The sequence below is a fragment of the Luteibacter sp. NPDC104163 genome, from assembly GCF_055584245.1.
The window spans coordinates 106,710-121,486 of the sequence record NZ_JBVJMK010000001.1 but is presented as its reverse complement, the minus strand read 5'-3'; the positions used below and the strand labels follow the sequence as shown (position 1 = coordinate 121,486).

Genomic DNA, 14,777 nt, shown 5'->3' with positions numbered 1-14,777 from the left:
GATGCATGTGGGACTTTCGCGCAGCATGGCAGGCTCCGAGATGCGGAGCTGTCATGGTCCGGATGTGTCGCGGGTGGCTGAATCAGGGAAACCTGATAGTCATGTCACCCGAGAGCTCTGCGGCGCTAGACGATATTCGTCCAACGCCACCAGTCGGTCTTCTTCTCTTCGCGTACGAACGTAAACAGGCCGGCGCCGAGGATCAGGACGATGCCCACGAGCATCCACCAGTCGAGGTGGTCGTGGAAGATCAGGTAGCCGAACAGGATCGCCCAGAGCATCTGGCTGTACTGCGTCGGGGCGACGCGGTTCGCGGGCGCGTGCTGCGTGGCGAGCATCAGCAGCACCGCGCCGGCAGCGGCGAACAAGCCGTAGCCCAGTACCAGGAACCACTGGTGCAGGTCCGGCCAGACGAAGTGCGGCAGCATCATGATGAAGCCCGCGATCATCGGGCCGACCACGCCCGCGCCGTACAGGGTGATGCGCTTTTCGCTGGCGCCCGCCATGCGCAGGGCGATGATCGACAGCGCGCCGGTGATACCGCAGATGATGGCGGCCACATGGCCGACACCGAGATGGCGGAAACCGGGGCGCAGGACGACCAGCACACCGAGGAAGCCCACCACGACCGCCGACCAGCGCCGCCAGCCCACGTGCTCCCGCAGGAACACGACGGAAAGAATCGTCACGAAGATCGGCAGCAGGAAGATCAGGCAGAACGCCTCGGCCATGGGCAGGGCGGTGAAGGCCATGACCGCCGTGACGTTGCCGATGGCGCCGGCCATGGCCCGGAGCAGCCACAGGCCCGGCAGTTTCGAGATCACCACCTCGCTCCAGCGGTCGCCGGGCTTCTTCAGGAAGGGCAGGGCGGCCAGGGCCAGCACGGCGCCGAAGAACACCGCCTCGTACGCCGGCAGGGTGCCCTCCAGGGATTTCACGAAGGCGTCGCTCCACGCATAGGCGGCGTAACAGGCAAAGCCGAGGATGACGCCCTTGAACATGGGGAAGGCCTGGTGGCTGGGAGCCCGGCCATTATGTAATCGATTACGGCCGGGCACACCCTTCGCGGCCGCATGGAACGGGTGTATCGCACGGAAATCGCGCGCGAGCGCGCTCCCACACGTGATCGGACGGTTTGCTGCGGGCCGCCATGACCCGGCCTTCACACGGGTCTACAATCAGGGGCTTTCCGGCAGCCGCTTACGAGTCCCCGCATGGCCCACCGTCTTGACCCGCTCGACCTCTACGACGTCCGCTCGCTGCTCACCGAAGAAGAGCGCATGGTGCAGGACGCCGTCGGCCGCTTCGTTGATGAAAAAGTGCTGCCGATCATCGGCGATGCCTTCGACCAGGGGCGTTTCCCCGCGGAGCTGGTGCCCGAGATCGCCTCGCTCGGCCTGCTGGGCGCCACGCTGCCCGAGGAATACGGCTGCGCCGGCATGAACGGCGTTAGCTACGGCCTGATCTGCCAGGAGCTGGAGCGTGGCGATTCCGGCCTGCGCAGCTTTGCGTCGGTGCAGAGCTCGCTGTGCATGTACCCGATCTTCGCGTACGGCTCCGAGGAGCAGAAGCGCGAATACCTGCCGCGCATGGCCGCGGGCGAGGTCATCGGTTGCTTCGGCCTGACCGAGCCGCACGGCGGTTCCGACCCGGCGAACATGAAGACGGTCGCTCGCCGCGATGGCGGTGACTGGGTCATCAATGGCGCCAAGATGTGGATCACCAACGGCAACCTGGCGCACATCGCGATCGTCTGGGCGCAGACCGAGGACGGGATCCAGGGCTTCATCGTTCCGACCGACACCAAGGGTTTCGCGGCGCAGGAAGTCCACAAGAAGATGAGCCTGCGCGCCTCGGTGACCTCGGGCCTGTTCTTCGATGACGTACGCGTGCCGGACAGCGCGCGCCTGCCGAACGTCAAGGGCCTGAAGGGGCCGCTGGGCTGCCTGACCCAGGCCCGCTACGGCATCACCTGGGGCCCGATCGGTGCGGCCCAGGCCTGCCTGAAGGAAGTGCTGGACTACTCGGCGCAGCGCATCCTGTTCGGCCGCCCGCTCTCCGCCAACCAGGCCGTGCAGCTGAAGCTGGCCGACATGGCCCGCCGGATCACGACGGCCCAGTTGCTCTCGCTGCAGCTTGGCCGCCTGAAGGATGCCGGCCACATGCAGCCGACGCAGGTTTCCCTCGCGAAGTGGAACAACGTGCGCATGGCGCTGGATATCGCCCGTGAGTGCCGTGACATCCTCGGCGGCGCGGGCATCACCACCGAGCATTCGGCGATCCGTCACGCGCTCAACCTGGAATCGGTCATCACCTACGAAGGTACCGAGACCGTCCACCAGCTGGTGGTCGGTCGCGAGCTGACCGGCATCAACGCGTTCTGATCGCGGCGCCATGCAGGGTCCGTGCATAGAAACCGATCGCCTGATCCTGCGCCCCACCGCGGCGGAAGACTTCGACGCGTGGGCCGCGTGCATGGCCGATCCGGAAGTGAACCGCTTCATCGGTGGCCCGCAGCCGCGGGCCATCGCCTGGCGCAATTTCATGACCATGGCCGGCTCGTGGAGCATCCTTGGCTTCGGCATGTTCTCCGTGATCGAGCGCGCATCGGGCCGCTGGGTAGGGCGCCTCGGGCCGTGGGAGCCGGAAGGCTGGCCCGGCCACGAGATTGGCTGGGGCCTGCTTCGTGAGACCTGGGGCAAGGGCTATGCCACCGAAGGCGCCGCCGCCTCGATGGACTGGGCTTTCGAGCACCTCGGCTGGAACGAAGTGATCCACTCCATCAACCCGGAGAATCACGCGTCCATCAGCGTGGCGAAAAAGCTGGGTTCCACGTTGCTCGGTCCAGGCACGCTGCCCGCGCCGTTCGAAGGCGATGTGGTCGACCTGTGGGGCCAGTCGCGCGAACAGTGGCTCGCGCGCCGTCGTTGATTCGTCTCGCTACCGGAGCATCCTGTGAGCCAGGGCACTGCCATCCCCACCGTGTACGGCCTTCGCGCCTCGGGCAACTGCTACAAGGTGCAGTTGTTGCTCGACCTGCTGGGTCGGCCGTATCGCTGGATCGAGACCGACAGCGCGGCCGGCGCCACTCGCACGCCTGAATTCCTGGCACTCAACCCGAACGGCAAGGTGCCGCTGCTCGTGTTCGACGATGGCCGCAGGCTCGCTGAATCCAACGCGATCCTCTGTTACCTGGCCGAAGGTTCACCCTACCTGCCGGCGGATGCGTGGGAACGCGCGCGCACGCTGCAGTGGCTGTTCTTCGAACAGTACAGTCACGAACCTTGCATCGCCGTTGCGCGCTTCGTCCGCCGCTGGCTGCCAGCCGACCATGAGCGCCAGGCCGAAGTGCCGGGGCTGCTCGAGCGCGGCGCACGTGCCCTCGGCGTGATGGAACAGCATCTGGCGAACGAGCCATTTTTTAGTGGTGGCGTGTTTGGCATCGCCGACATCGCTCTGTTCGCCTATACCCACTGTGCCGCCGACGGCGGCTTCGACCTCTCCCAGTGGCCACTCGTCGGCGCCTGGCTGGAGCGTGTACGCGCCCAGTCCGGCTTCACGCCGATGGTGGCCTGATCCTTCCCCGCAGAGCACGCCATGTCCGTCCCGCATCCCATCGCCGCCCGCCACAAGGGCTTCAATCGCGCCGAGATCGTCGATCAGAACTTCGTCGAATTCGTGCAGTTCTGGCAGGGCGATGTCGCCCGCCCACCTCGTGACGACGAACCGGTCCTGCCGGGCAGCGCACTCGATGCGAAAGGGTTCCGCGAGCTGCTGGAATCGCAACTGATCAGCCGCCACCTGGACCTGATGGCGCGCGTGCTGCGCGTGCAGAACAAGGTGTTCTACACCATCGGTTCGTCCGGCCACGAGGGCAACGCCATGGTGGCGCGCGCCACCCGCCACACCGATCCGGCGTTCCTGCACTACCGCAGCGGCGGCTTCATGGCCGAGCGCTTCCGCAAGCTGCCAGGCATGGATCCGGTGATGGATTCTGCGCTCTCGTTCGCCGCCAGCAGCGAGGACCCGGCATCGGGCGGCCGGCACAAGGTGTGGGGCAGCAAGCCGTTGTGGGTGCTCCCGCAGACCTCGACGATCGCCTCGCACCTGCCCAAGGCGCTGGGCACGGCCATCGCGATCGAGCAGGGCAAGCGCATTCGCCATGCGTTGCCGATCCCCGATGATTCGATCACGGTGTGCTCGTTCGGCGACGCATCGTCCAACCATGCGACCGCGCAAACGGCGTTCAACGCGGCCGCCTGGACGGCGTACCAGAAGCTGCCCGCACCGGTGTTGTTCGTCTGCGAAGACAACGGCATCGGCATCTCGGTGAAAACGCCCAGCGGATGGGTCGCCAGCAATTTCGAGCGCCGCTCGAACCTGGATTATTTCTACGCCGACGGCCTCGACCTCGCCGGCGGTTACGCGGGCGTGCAGCGCGCGGTGGAACACTGCCGCAATACGCGCCGCCCGACGTTCCTGCACCTGAACACCACGCGTGTCATGGGCCACGCCGGCACCGACTTCGAGATCGAATGGCGTTCGGTGGAAGAGTTGGTGGCGCTCGAGGCGACCGATCCGCTGTTGCGCAGCGCGACGATCGCGCTGGCGTCGGGCCTCTACGATCGCGACAGCCTGCTCGGCCTTTACGACCGCATCCGCAAGCGCTGCTTCGAGGCAGCCGACGAAGCAGACCGCCGCCCGAAGATCACCAGCCTCGCGGAAGTCGTGCGGCCGCTGGCGCCGTATACGCCTGATGCGGTGCGCGCGGAGGCCATGCGCGCCGGCGATGCCGCGGAGCGCGAGCGCGTGTTCGGCAGCGCTGAAAAACTGCCCGAGAAGCAGCCGCCGCGACACCTGGCGATCCAGATTGGCCAGGCCCTGCACGACCTCATGGCGAAGTACCCGGAAAGCCTGTTGTTCGGTGAAGACGTTGCGCAGAAGGGCGGCGTTTACACGGTTACGAAGGGCTTGCACAAGGCATTCCGCAATACCCGCGTGTTCAACACGCTGCTGGATGAAACGATGATCCTCGGCCTTGCCCAGGGTTACGCCAACATGGGCATGCTGCCGCTGCCCGAGATCCAGTACCTCGCGTATTTCCACAATGCGTGTGACCAGATCCGTGGCGAAGCGGCATCGCTCCAGTTCTTCTCGAACGACCAGTATCGCAACCCGATGCTGATGCGCGTCGCGTCACTCGGCTACCAGCGTGGCTTCGGTGGCCATTTCCACAACGACAACTCGATCACGGCCCTGCGCGATATCCCGGGCCTCGTGGTCGGTTGCCCCAGCCGTGGCGATGATGCGGCGACCATGCTGCGGACGCTGGCCGCGCTCGCGAAGGTCGACGGGCGCGTCACGGCGTTCCTCGAGCCGATCGCGCTGTACATGACGAAGGACCTCTACGAGGCCGGCGACGGCCAGTGGCAGTTCGGCTACCCGGCACCGGGTGAAGCGATGCCGCTGGGCGAGGGTCGCGTGTACAACGACGCCGCCGACGACCTGGTGATCTTCACCTTCGGCAATGGCGTCCCGATGAGCCTTCGTGCCGCGCGCCGGATCGAAGCTGCACGGGGCTGGAAGGTGCGCGTCGTGGACCTGCGCTGGCTGGTACCGCTCAACGACGCTTTCATCGCCGAACAGGCCAGGGGCGCGAAGCGGATCATGGTGGTCGACGAGGGGCGCAAGAGCGCCGGCGTGGGCGAGGGCGTGATCACCGCGATCGTCGAGGCCGGGCTGGGCGCGACCCCGCTGCAGCGCGTCGTGGGCGTGGATACGTTCACGCCGCTGGCGGGCGCGGCGTTCCTGGTCCTCCCGGGCGACGACGACATCGTGGCCGCCGCCGACAAGCTGGCCTGAGACCAGCAGAAGCGCGCTGTAGAAGCGTGCTGTGGGAGCGTGCTGTGGGAGCGTGCTTGCACGCGATGGGTGCTCGCGGCACGGCCCATCGCGCGCAAGCGCGCTCCCACAAATGCGTTGAGGGCCGACGCGCCTATGAAGTAGTCGTCGCCTTGCTGCGAACGAGGACGGGGCCAGTGGGACCCGAGCAGATCACCCGGTTACGGCCGCCCAGTTTCGCGGCGTACATTGCCTGGTCCGCACGCTCGATCAGCGACTGGACCGTGTCCGCCGGCGTGCGGATCGCGACGCCGATGGATACGGTGAGCGCCTCTTTCTCGCCGATGTGCACATCCAGGCGGCTGACGCGGCGGCACAGGCGCGTAGCGATCTGCACCGCGTTCTCGCGCTCCGCGCCCTGGAGCAGGGCCACGAACTCCTCGCCACCGTAGCGGCCAAGCAGGTCGCTCGGCCGCAGCTCATGGCGCAACGCGCCCGCCACGGCGACCAGGGCGCGATCGCCGGCTGCGTGGCCGTGCCGGTCGTTCAGCGATTTGAAATGGTCGAGGTCCAGGAAGAGCAGGGCGATCGGCCGGTTCATGCCTTCCTCGAGCGTCGCCAGCGCCGCATCCGTCCACGCCCGGCGGTTCAGCACACCGGTGAGCGGATCGGCATCCGCGAGCTGGCGGGCCTTGTCGCGATCATGGCGAATCGTGAGGGCGCGGTCCGAGAGACCGATGGAGAGCACGATCGCCTCGAAAGCACCGATGGCGATGGCGGCATCCGGCAACCATGGCGCGTCGGCGAACATGCCCTGCAGTTGTGCCCCGCAGGCCGCCGTAAGCAGGAGCAGTGGCGTCCAGCCGACCAGGAAGAACCACGCGTGGCGTGAGCCGCGCGCCGCCGCGATCGCGCCTGCGACCAGGAGCAGCAACGCGCCAAGCAACAGCAGCGGCTGCAGCAACAGATGGGCCGTGCCCACCAGCAGGGCAACCCCAGTCATCTGGCAGAAGGCGATCATGGGCATCCCGACGGCGAACGCCAGCACGGGCATGCGCAACAGGGGCACGTAATCGTCGATCTTGCAGAAGCGCAGCATGAACAACGCAGCGAATGTGACCGACAGGGCGGTCGCGATCGTGGCGAGGGCATCGCCCATTCCCGCAAGGCTCTGCAGTTCCATCGGGTGGAAGATGAAGCCGGTCTTCACGCCCTGGATCAGCGCGTAGCAGACCAGGTAGGCGGCATACCAGCCGAAGGTCATGTCGCGCAGGATCAGGGCGAAGCACAACGCCATCAACGCCATGGCTACCATGACGGCGAAGCAGCTGCTGGCGAACATCAGCCAGCCGGCGTCGTCGCGCAGGTAATCGGGCCAGCTGTCGATGCCGATGGTGACCGCGCCCGGAGGCTTGGCCGTAGGCTCGAACTTCAGCAGCAGCGGGCGTGAGGCAGGCACGTTATCCGGGATGGCGAAAACGAGCCGGCCGTGGCCGTGCAGCGCTGGACTGAAATCATCGAGCGATGTGGTCAGCTTCTGGCCGGAGCCGAGGAACAGGCTCACCTTGCCGGGTCCGGGGTTGTGTATGCTCAGCACCCGGCCACCCTCGGTCCAGGGCGGCAGTGCGCGCAGGATCACCCAGGTGCCACCCTCGCCCGAGCGAAACACCTGCATGCGCGTGGGGTCGAACGACGGCAGGGACGTGGTCCATGCCTCGGTCAGGACCTTGGCGGGGTCATCGCCGGGGCGGACGTCGCGGTAGTTGCCCGTGAGGGTGGTCCCCGCCTGGGTGTGTCCAGCGACGGCCAGCAGCACGCAGCAGAGCACCGCCTGGAAAAGGCGGGTGATCGCCGTATGTCGCTGCCCCTGCTTACCCATGCCCGAATCCTGCGAAAGACACCGCGGCGCGCCTGTGGCACGCGGCCTGGATCCGATGCGATCAGAAGAAAGCGCCGTCTCCCCTCAACAGCGCCCTCATTGTGCACTGGTGCCGAAACTGTGTCGCGTCTGCCGTTTGGGCTAGGTGAAGGCCCCGGCGTCAGGGCGCCGGGACAGTGGCGGCCAGGCCGGCGTAGCGCTCCAGGAGCTGGGCCTGGGCGTTCCGGACGGGGGCGCCCGCGGTCGGCTGGACCAGCACGTAGGTGCCATCCGCCTGCTGCAGCCAGGCCGAGTGGTTGTCGGCCAGGTACAGGTCCAGTTCCTTCCTGACCCGCTGGCGCAGCTTCTTGCCCTCGATGGGGAAGCAGGTCTCGACACGGCGGTCGAGGTTGCGCTCCATCATGTCGGCGCTCGCAAGGTACAGGTCCGGCTCGCCGTCGTTATGGAACCAGTAAACGCGGCTGTGCTCCAGGAAGCGGCCCACTACCGAGCGCACGCGGATGTTGTCGGAAACACCCGGTATGCCTGCCCGCAGGCAGCACATGCCGCGCACGATCAGGTCGATCTTCACGCCGGCCTGGCTGGCGCGGTAGAGCGCACGGATCATCTTCGGGTCGGTGATGGCGTTGAGCTTGCAGACGATCTCCGCCTTCTTGCCGGCCGCCGCGTTGGTGGCCTCGCGCGCGATGAGTTCGATCAGGGTCTTCTTGAGGGTGAACGGCGCGTACAGCATCCGCTTCATCTTCAGCGCCTTGCCCATGCCGGTCAGCAGCCGGAACAGCTTGTGCACGTCATCGCACAGGGCTTCGTCGGAGGTCAGCAGGCTGTAGTCGGTGTAAAGGCGCGCGTTGCCCGAGTGGTAGTTACCCGTGCCAAGGTGCGCATAGCTCACCAGCTTGCCGTTCTCACGCCGCTGCACATAGGCCAGCTTGGCGTGCGTCTTCACGCCCACGACGCCGTAGGTCACCACGGCACCGGCCTGCTGCAGGCGCGAGGCGAGGCTCAGGTTGGATTCCTCGTCGAAGCGCGCACGCAGTTCCACCACGGCGGTGACTTCCTTGCCGGCACGGGCGGCTTCGACCAGCGCATCGACGATTTCGGAATTCGCGCCACTGCGGTAGAGGGTCTGCTTGATCGTCAGTACCTGCGGATCCTTCGCGGCCTGGCGCAGGAAATCCACCACCGGCGAGAACGACTCGAACGGGTGGTACAGCAGGATGTCCTGCTTGCCGATCACGGCGAACATATCCTCCGCATCCGCCAGCGCCTTGGGCAACGCGGGGACGAACGGGGGGTATTGCAGGCGCGCGTATTCCGGCTTCAGCGTCATCTCGAACAGGCGCGCGAGGTTCACCGGGCCGTTCACTTCGTAAAGCGAATCCGCATCCAGCGAGTACTGCTTCAGCAGGTAATCGACCAGCGGCTTCGGGCAGTTATCGGCGACCTCGAGGCGGACGGCGTCACCGTAACGGCGCGAGAACAGTTCGCCGCGCAGCGTGCGCGCCAGGTCTTCCACGTCCTCCGGGTCGATCGAAAGATCGGCGTTGCGCGTGAGGCGGAACTGGTAGGAACCAAGCACGCGCATGCCCGGGAACAGATCGTCCGCGTGCGCGTGGATGATCGACGACAGCAGCACGTAGTTGTCGCCGTCCTCGCACACTTCGGGCGGCAGGCGGATGATGCGCGGCAGGATGCGCGGCGCCGGCACGATCGCCAGGCCCGAATCGCGGCCAAACGCATCGGTGCCTTCGAGCTGCACGATGAAGTTCAGGCTCTTGTTGACCAGCCGCGGGAACGGGTGGGTCGGATCCAGGCCGATCGGCGTGATCAGCGGCGCGACCTCGTGGCGGAAATAGCGGCGCACCCACAGCTTCTGCTTCTGCGACCACTGGTTGCGGCGGACGATGCGGATGCCCTGGTCCGCCAGCGCGGGCAGGATTTTCTCATTGAGGATCGCGTACTGGCGCTCGATCTGCTTGTGCGCGATCTCAGAAATTTCGGATAGGACGCGGCGCGGCGGAATGCCGTCGGCGCCGATGACCTCATGGTCGAAGGCAATCTGCTGCTTCAGGCCCGCGACGCGGATCTCGAAGAACTCATCCATGTTCGACGAAAAGATGAGCAGGAACTTAAGCCTTTCAATCAGCGGCTTGGTTTCATCCAGCGCCTGGTCGAGCACGCGGATGTTGAACTGCAGCTGCGAAAGCTCGCGATGGATGTAGAACGACGGGTCGTTCAGGTCGATGGCAGGCACTTCCACCGGGGGCGGGGCCGGCTTCGTGGCGGCCACTTTCGCAAGCGCTGTGGGTTCGGTGGCGTTCGTCATCGTGTCCAAGCGTCAGTCCTCATCGCGGTTCGCGACGCCCTGATGGTACGCCGCCCGGGGAGGATATGACCGTGCCTTGACACACTCGTGACACCGATGGGCCGGTGTAGGGTTGTGGGAGCGCGCTTGCGCGCGATCGCGCGCAAGCGCGCTCCCACAGGGTCAGACCAGGACCGGCTCGGGCTCGAGCGTCACGCCAAACTTCGCCTGCACGCCCGCGATGACCTTCTGCGCGAACGCCCACAGCTGCGGGCCCGTGGCCTTGCCGTGGTTCACGAGCACGAGGGCGTGGCGGTTGGACATGCCGGCGTCGCCGTCGCGCTCGCCCTTGAAACCCGCCGTTTCGATGAGCCAGCCGGCGGAAATCTTCGCCGTGCCGCCGGCATGCGGCCACACCGGCAGGCCCGGGTGGGCGAGGGCAAGTGCATCGGCCTGGGCCTGGCTTACGACGGGATTCTTGAAGAAGCTGCCGGCATTGCCGATCACCGCAGGGTCGGGCAGCTTGCGCGAACGCAGGCGCACGACCGCCTCGGCCACGTGATACGGCGTTGGGCGCGTGATGCCCATCTTCTCCACTTCCTCGCGGATGCCCGCGTAATCGAGCGACAGCGGGCGCTCGCGCGGCAGTGCGAAGGTCACGGCGACCACGATCCAGCGCCCGGCCTGCTGCTTGAAGCTCGAGTCGCGGTACGAGAACGCGCACGCCGCCTTGTCCAGCACGACGAACTCGCCGGCATGCGTGTCGTAGGCCTCGACGGTATCGATGAACTCGGCCACTTCCACGCCGTACGCCCCGATGTTCTGGATCGGCGCCGCGCCCACCGTGCCCGGGATAAGAATGAGGTTTTCCAGCCCGGCATAGCCCTGGCCCAGCGACCAGCGGACGAAATCGTCCCAGCGCTCGCCGGCGGCCACGCGGATCAGCACCCGGTCGTCCCGCTGGAACGTCTCCACGCCGGCATTGGCCATCGCAAGCACGGTGCCGTCGAAGTCACCCGTGATGAGCATGTTGCTGCCTTCGCCAAGCACCAACACCTTTCCGCCCTTCACGGCGGGATAGGCGAGGATCTCCGGGATCTTCAGCGGGTCGCGCACTTCGGCCAGCAGGTGCGCGCGGGCATCGACGCGCAACGTATTGCGGTTGCCGAGGGTGGCGTGGGAGGTGAGGGTGAAGCCGCCCATGTCGACGGGCGCGTTGTTGAGGGTCATGCGAGGATTCCGCGACGGCGGATTTCCGCGACCGCTTCGTTGATCAGTTGGGGGCCGCGGTAGACGAGGCCCGAATACACCTGCACGAGCGAGGCCCCGGCCTCAAGCTTGGTCGCAGCGGAATCGCCGTCGAGGATGCCGCCGACGCCGATGATCGGGAGGCGGCCGCCCAGGCGCGTGGCCATGCCGCGCAACACGGCGGTCGATTTCTCGAACACGGGCCGGCCGGAAAGGCCGCCGGTTTCGTTGGCGAAGCGGTGGCCCGCCACCTTGTCACGATCGATCGTGGTGTTGGTGCAGATGACACCATCGATGCCGGAGGCAAGCAACACCTCGGCGATCGCATCGAGTTCGGTTTCGGTGAGGTCAGGCGCGATCTTCAGGAGCATCGGCTTGCGCTTGCCGTGCTGGCCGGAGAGACGCTCCTGCGCCTCGCGCAGCGTGCCGATGAAGCGGCGCAGGGTCTCTTCCTCCTGCAGGTCGCGCAGGCCCTGCGTGTTCGGCGAGGAGATGTTCACCGTGATGTAGCTGGCCAACGGATACGCGCGCTCGAGGCACAGCAGGTAATCGTCCGTGGCACGCTCGTTCGGCGTGTCCTTGTTCTTGCCGATGTTGATCCCGAGCACGCCGCGGAAGCTGGCTTTCTCGACGTTGCGCACAAGCGCGTCGATGCCGCCGTTGTTGAAGCCCAGGCGGTTGATGACGGCCTCGTGCTCGGGCAGGCGGAACATGCGTGGCTTGTCGTTGCCGGCCTGCGCGCGGGGCGTGACCGTGCCGATCTCGACGAAGCCAAAGCCCAGGGCGGCAAGACCGTCGAGATGCTCGCCGTTCTTGTCCAGGCCTGCCGCAAGACCGACGGGATTGGGGAACGTGATGCCGAACACCGTCACCGGCAGGTCAGCTGGCGGCTTGTTCACCAGGTGCGAGAAGCCGCTGCGCTGGGCCACGTCGCTGGCGTACAGCGTGAGGCCGTGGGCCGTCTCGGCATCCAGCATGAAAAGGAGGGGGCGGATCAGGTCGTACATCAGGCGTCCGGGCGTCCCGCGAACACGCGGGTGTCGAAGTCGTAATCCACCGTGCCGTCTTCCTGCGTCGATTCGAACAGCGTACGCAGGGCGGCCAGCAGGGGCTCGTGGTTGGGGTGGCCGGGCTTGGGCGCGTACGACGAGGACATCAGCCGGCCCTTGAGCGCATCGAAGTCCAGCTTCTGCCCGTGCGGGAACGAGGCCATGCCGCGATAACCGTGGCCGAACCAGCGGGCCATGGCGTCGTCATCGGCATAGCGTTCGGTAATGCTCACGTAGTCGACGCCGTACTCGTGCATCAGCGCCTCGAAGCCCTCGAGGAAGGGCGTGCCGACGAGCCGGCGCGTATTCCAGAAAATGGCGACCAGCCCGCGCGAGGACAGGATACGGCGGCATTCGGCGCGCATCCGGTCCTTGTCGAACCAGTGGAAGGCCTGGCCCGCGGTCACGAGGTCCACCGAGCCGTCTGGCAGCCCGGTGGCTTCGGCGCTGCCGGCCACGGTACGGAACCGTTCTTCATGGCCAAGCCAGCGCACGGCTGCGTCACGCATCGACGCGTTCGGTTCCACGGCGGTGACGCGGTGGCCGGCATCGAGGAACAACCTGCTCGATATCCCGGTTCCCGCGCCGATATCCGCCACGGCCCAGTCGGGCTTCACGCCCAGGCCATGCAGCCAGTCGACCAGCGCCCGCGGGTAATCCGGCCGGTAACGGACATAGTCCTCAACGCGGTCGGAGAAACGTTCCGTAGGGCGCAGGTCGGCCATGGCGTGGGCTCCCGAGGGGTCAGAACTCGAACTTGATGCCCTGGGCCAGCGGCAGCGCGTCCGAATAGTTGATCGTATTGGTCTGGCGGCGCATGTACACCTTCCAGGCATCCGAACCCGATTCGCGGCCGCCGCCGGTTTCCTTCTCGCCACCGAACGCGCCGCCGATCTCGGCGCCCGAGGTGCCGATGTTCACGTTGGCGATACCGCAATCCGAACCCGCCGCCGAGAGATACTGTTCGGCGCCCTTCAGGTCCTGCGTGAAGATCGCCGAGGACAGGCCCTGCGGCACGGCGTTCTGCATGTCGATGGCCTCATCCAGCGAGTCGAACGACATCACGTAGAGGATCGGGGCGAACGTCTCGGTCTGGACGACTTCGTCGGTGTTCTTGAGGCCGGTGATGATCGTCGGCTGGACGAAGTTGCCCTTGCGATCGGCCAGGGCCTTGCCACCCGTGCGGACGTTACCGCCGGTGGCGCGGGCCTTTTCGACCGCGGCCTCGAACGCCTTCACGGCCTCCGGGCTGTTCAGCGGGCCCATCAGCGTGGTCGCAAGGGTCGGGTCGCCGATCTTCTGCTCCACCTGGCCGTACGCCTTCACCAGCGTATCCACCACCGCATCGTGGATGGACGAATGCACGAGCAGGCGGCGGGTCGTGGTGCAGCGCTGGCCAGCCGTACCGACCGCGCCAAACACGATCGCCGGGATGGCCAGCTTCAGGTCAGCCGACTTGTCCAGGATGATGGCATTGTTGCCGCCGAGCTCGAGCAGGCTGCGGCCCATGCGGCGGGCGACGCGCTCGCCGACCATGCGGCCTACCTTGGTCGAACCGGTGAAGCTGATCAGCGGGATGCGCTTGTCGTCCACGAACTTCTCGGCCAGTTCCGTGCCGGCGTCGTTGAACAGGAAGAAGATGTCCGGGAAGCCGGCTTCCTTCAGCGCCTCGTTGCAGATCTTCAGGGTCGCGATGGCCGAGAGCGGGGTCTTCGGCGACGGCTTCCACAGGCAGATATCACCGCAGATGGCGGCGAGGAAGGCGTTCCACGCCCAGACGGCGACCGGGAAGTTGAAGGCGCTGACGATGCCGACCAGGCCGACCGGATGCCACTGCTCATACATGCGGTGGCCGGGGCGCTCCGAATGCATGGTGTTGCCATAGAGCATGCGGCTCTGGCCCACGGCGAAATCGGCGATGTCGATCATTTCCTGCACTTCGCCGTCGCCTTCCGGCTTGATCTTGCCCATTTCCAGGGCAACCAGCGAACCGAGGGCATCCTTGTGCTTGCGCAGGGCCTCGCCGCAGAGGCGCACGGCTTCGCCACGGCGCGGGGCAGGGGTGTTGCGCCAGATGGCGAACGCTTCCTGGGCGCGCTGCACGATCGTCTCGTAGTCCGCCGCGCTCGAGGCGTTAACCGTGGCGATCACCTCGCCCGTGGCCGGGTTGGTGGGCGACAGCGTACCGGCGCCCGTCGTGGCGGCCCATTCGCCGCGGCCGAGGTAGGTGCCGGACTCGGTCGCATTGAGACCGAGCGCTTGGAGGATCTTGGCGGACATGATGGCTCCTTTGACGAGATGCGGACACCGCGTCCGCGCCCCATGTGAAAACCGCGATTCTAGCAAACGACCCCTTCACCTCCCGTTGTGCGGCGCGGGACGGATGTCGCGGGCGCGTGGACACCGCACGTTCCTGCGCCGACCCTGCGATGACGAACGCAAGTGCATGCTTTAG

11 protein-coding genes are annotated in these 14,777 nt (G+C 66.5%); 4 read left to right on the top strand and 7 right to left on the bottom strand.

Features of this window, described 5'->3' with window-relative positions:
* Nucleotides 1–125: 125 nt before the first annotated feature.
* A complete protein-coding gene (locus ACZ6YI_RS00540) occupies nucleotides 126–1,001 on the bottom strand; it encodes a DMT family transporter (protein ID WP_440329924.1) in 876 nt (291 codons plus the stop codon).
* A gap of 213 nt (nucleotides 1,002–1,214) precedes the next feature.
* Here ACZ6YI_RS00540 and ACZ6YI_RS00535 point away from each other — a divergent pair, with 213 nt between their 5' ends.
* Genes ACZ6YI_RS00535 through ACZ6YI_RS00520 form a run of 4 tightly spaced genes read left to right on the top strand, consistent with a single transcriptional unit; the run spans nucleotide 1,215 to nucleotide 5,862 of the window.
* A complete protein-coding gene (locus ACZ6YI_RS00535; RefSeq protein ID WP_465776981.1) occupies nucleotides 1,215–2,384 on the top strand; it encodes an acyl-CoA dehydrogenase family protein in 1,170 nt (389 codons plus the stop codon).
* A 10-nt stretch (nucleotides 2,385–2,394) separates the two neighbouring features.
* Complete coding sequence (locus tag ACZ6YI_RS00530) at nucleotides 2,395–2,931, top strand: GNAT family N-acetyltransferase (protein ID WP_465776980.1); 537 nt, start codon at nucleotides 2,395–2,397, stop codon at nucleotides 2,929–2,931.
* A gap of 24 nt (nucleotides 2,932–2,955) precedes the next feature.
* Complete coding sequence (locus ACZ6YI_RS00525) at nucleotides 2,956–3,576, top strand: glutathione S-transferase family protein (RefSeq protein ID WP_465776979.1); 621 nt, start codon at nucleotides 2,956–2,958, stop codon at nucleotides 3,574–3,576.
* Nucleotides 3,577–3,597: 21 nt separating this feature from the next.
* Nucleotides 3,598–5,862 (top strand): thiamine pyrophosphate-dependent enzyme, encoded by a 2,265-nt coding sequence (locus tag ACZ6YI_RS00520; protein ID WP_465776978.1) that lies wholly within the window; start codon nucleotides 3,598–3,600, stop codon nucleotides 5,860–5,862.
* Between the two features lie 133 nt (nucleotides 5,863–5,995).
* Here ACZ6YI_RS00520 and ACZ6YI_RS00515 read toward each other — a convergent pair whose 3' ends face one another.
* The 6 genes from ACZ6YI_RS00515 to amaB all read right to left on the bottom strand — a co-directional run bounded on the left by ACZ6YI_RS00515 (nucleotide 5,996) and on the right by amaB (nucleotide 14,602).
* Complete coding sequence (locus ACZ6YI_RS00515) at nucleotides 5,996–7,720, bottom strand: sensor domain-containing diguanylate cyclase (protein ID WP_465776977.1); 1,725 nt, start codon at nucleotides 7,718–7,720, stop codon at nucleotides 5,996–5,998.
* A gap of 160 nt (nucleotides 7,721–7,880) precedes the next feature.
* Nucleotides 7,881–10,046 (bottom strand): polyphosphate kinase 1, encoded by a 2,166-nt coding sequence (gene ppk1, locus ACZ6YI_RS00510; protein ID WP_465777363.1) that lies wholly within the window; start codon nucleotides 10,044–10,046, stop codon nucleotides 7,881–7,883.
* 162 nt (nucleotides 10,047–10,208) lie between these two features.
* Nucleotides 10,209–11,228: a UDP-N-acetylmuramate dehydrogenase gene (murB, locus tag ACZ6YI_RS00505; RefSeq protein ID WP_465777362.1), complete on the bottom strand. Its 1,020-nt coding sequence runs from the start codon at nucleotides 11,226–11,228 to the stop codon at nucleotides 10,209–10,211.
* A 23-nt stretch (nucleotides 11,229–11,251) separates the two neighbouring features.
* Nucleotides 11,252–12,280: a quinone-dependent dihydroorotate dehydrogenase gene (locus tag ACZ6YI_RS00500; protein ID WP_465776976.1), complete on the bottom strand. Its 1,029-nt coding sequence runs from the start codon at nucleotides 12,278–12,280 to the stop codon at nucleotides 11,252–11,254.
* On the bottom strand, nucleotides 12,280–13,047 hold the full coding sequence (locus tag ACZ6YI_RS00495; RefSeq protein WP_465776975.1) for a class I SAM-dependent methyltransferase: 768 nt from the start codon (nucleotides 13,045–13,047) through the stop codon (nucleotides 12,280–12,282). The genes ACZ6YI_RS00500 and ACZ6YI_RS00495 overlap by 1 nt, the downstream gene beginning before the upstream one ends.
* 19 nt (nucleotides 13,048–13,066) lie before the next feature.
* Complete coding sequence (gene amaB / locus ACZ6YI_RS00490; protein WP_465776974.1) at nucleotides 13,067–14,602, bottom strand: L-piperidine-6-carboxylate dehydrogenase; 1,536 nt, start codon at nucleotides 14,600–14,602, stop codon at nucleotides 13,067–13,069.
* Between the last annotated feature and the right edge of the window lie 175 nt (nucleotides 14,603–14,777).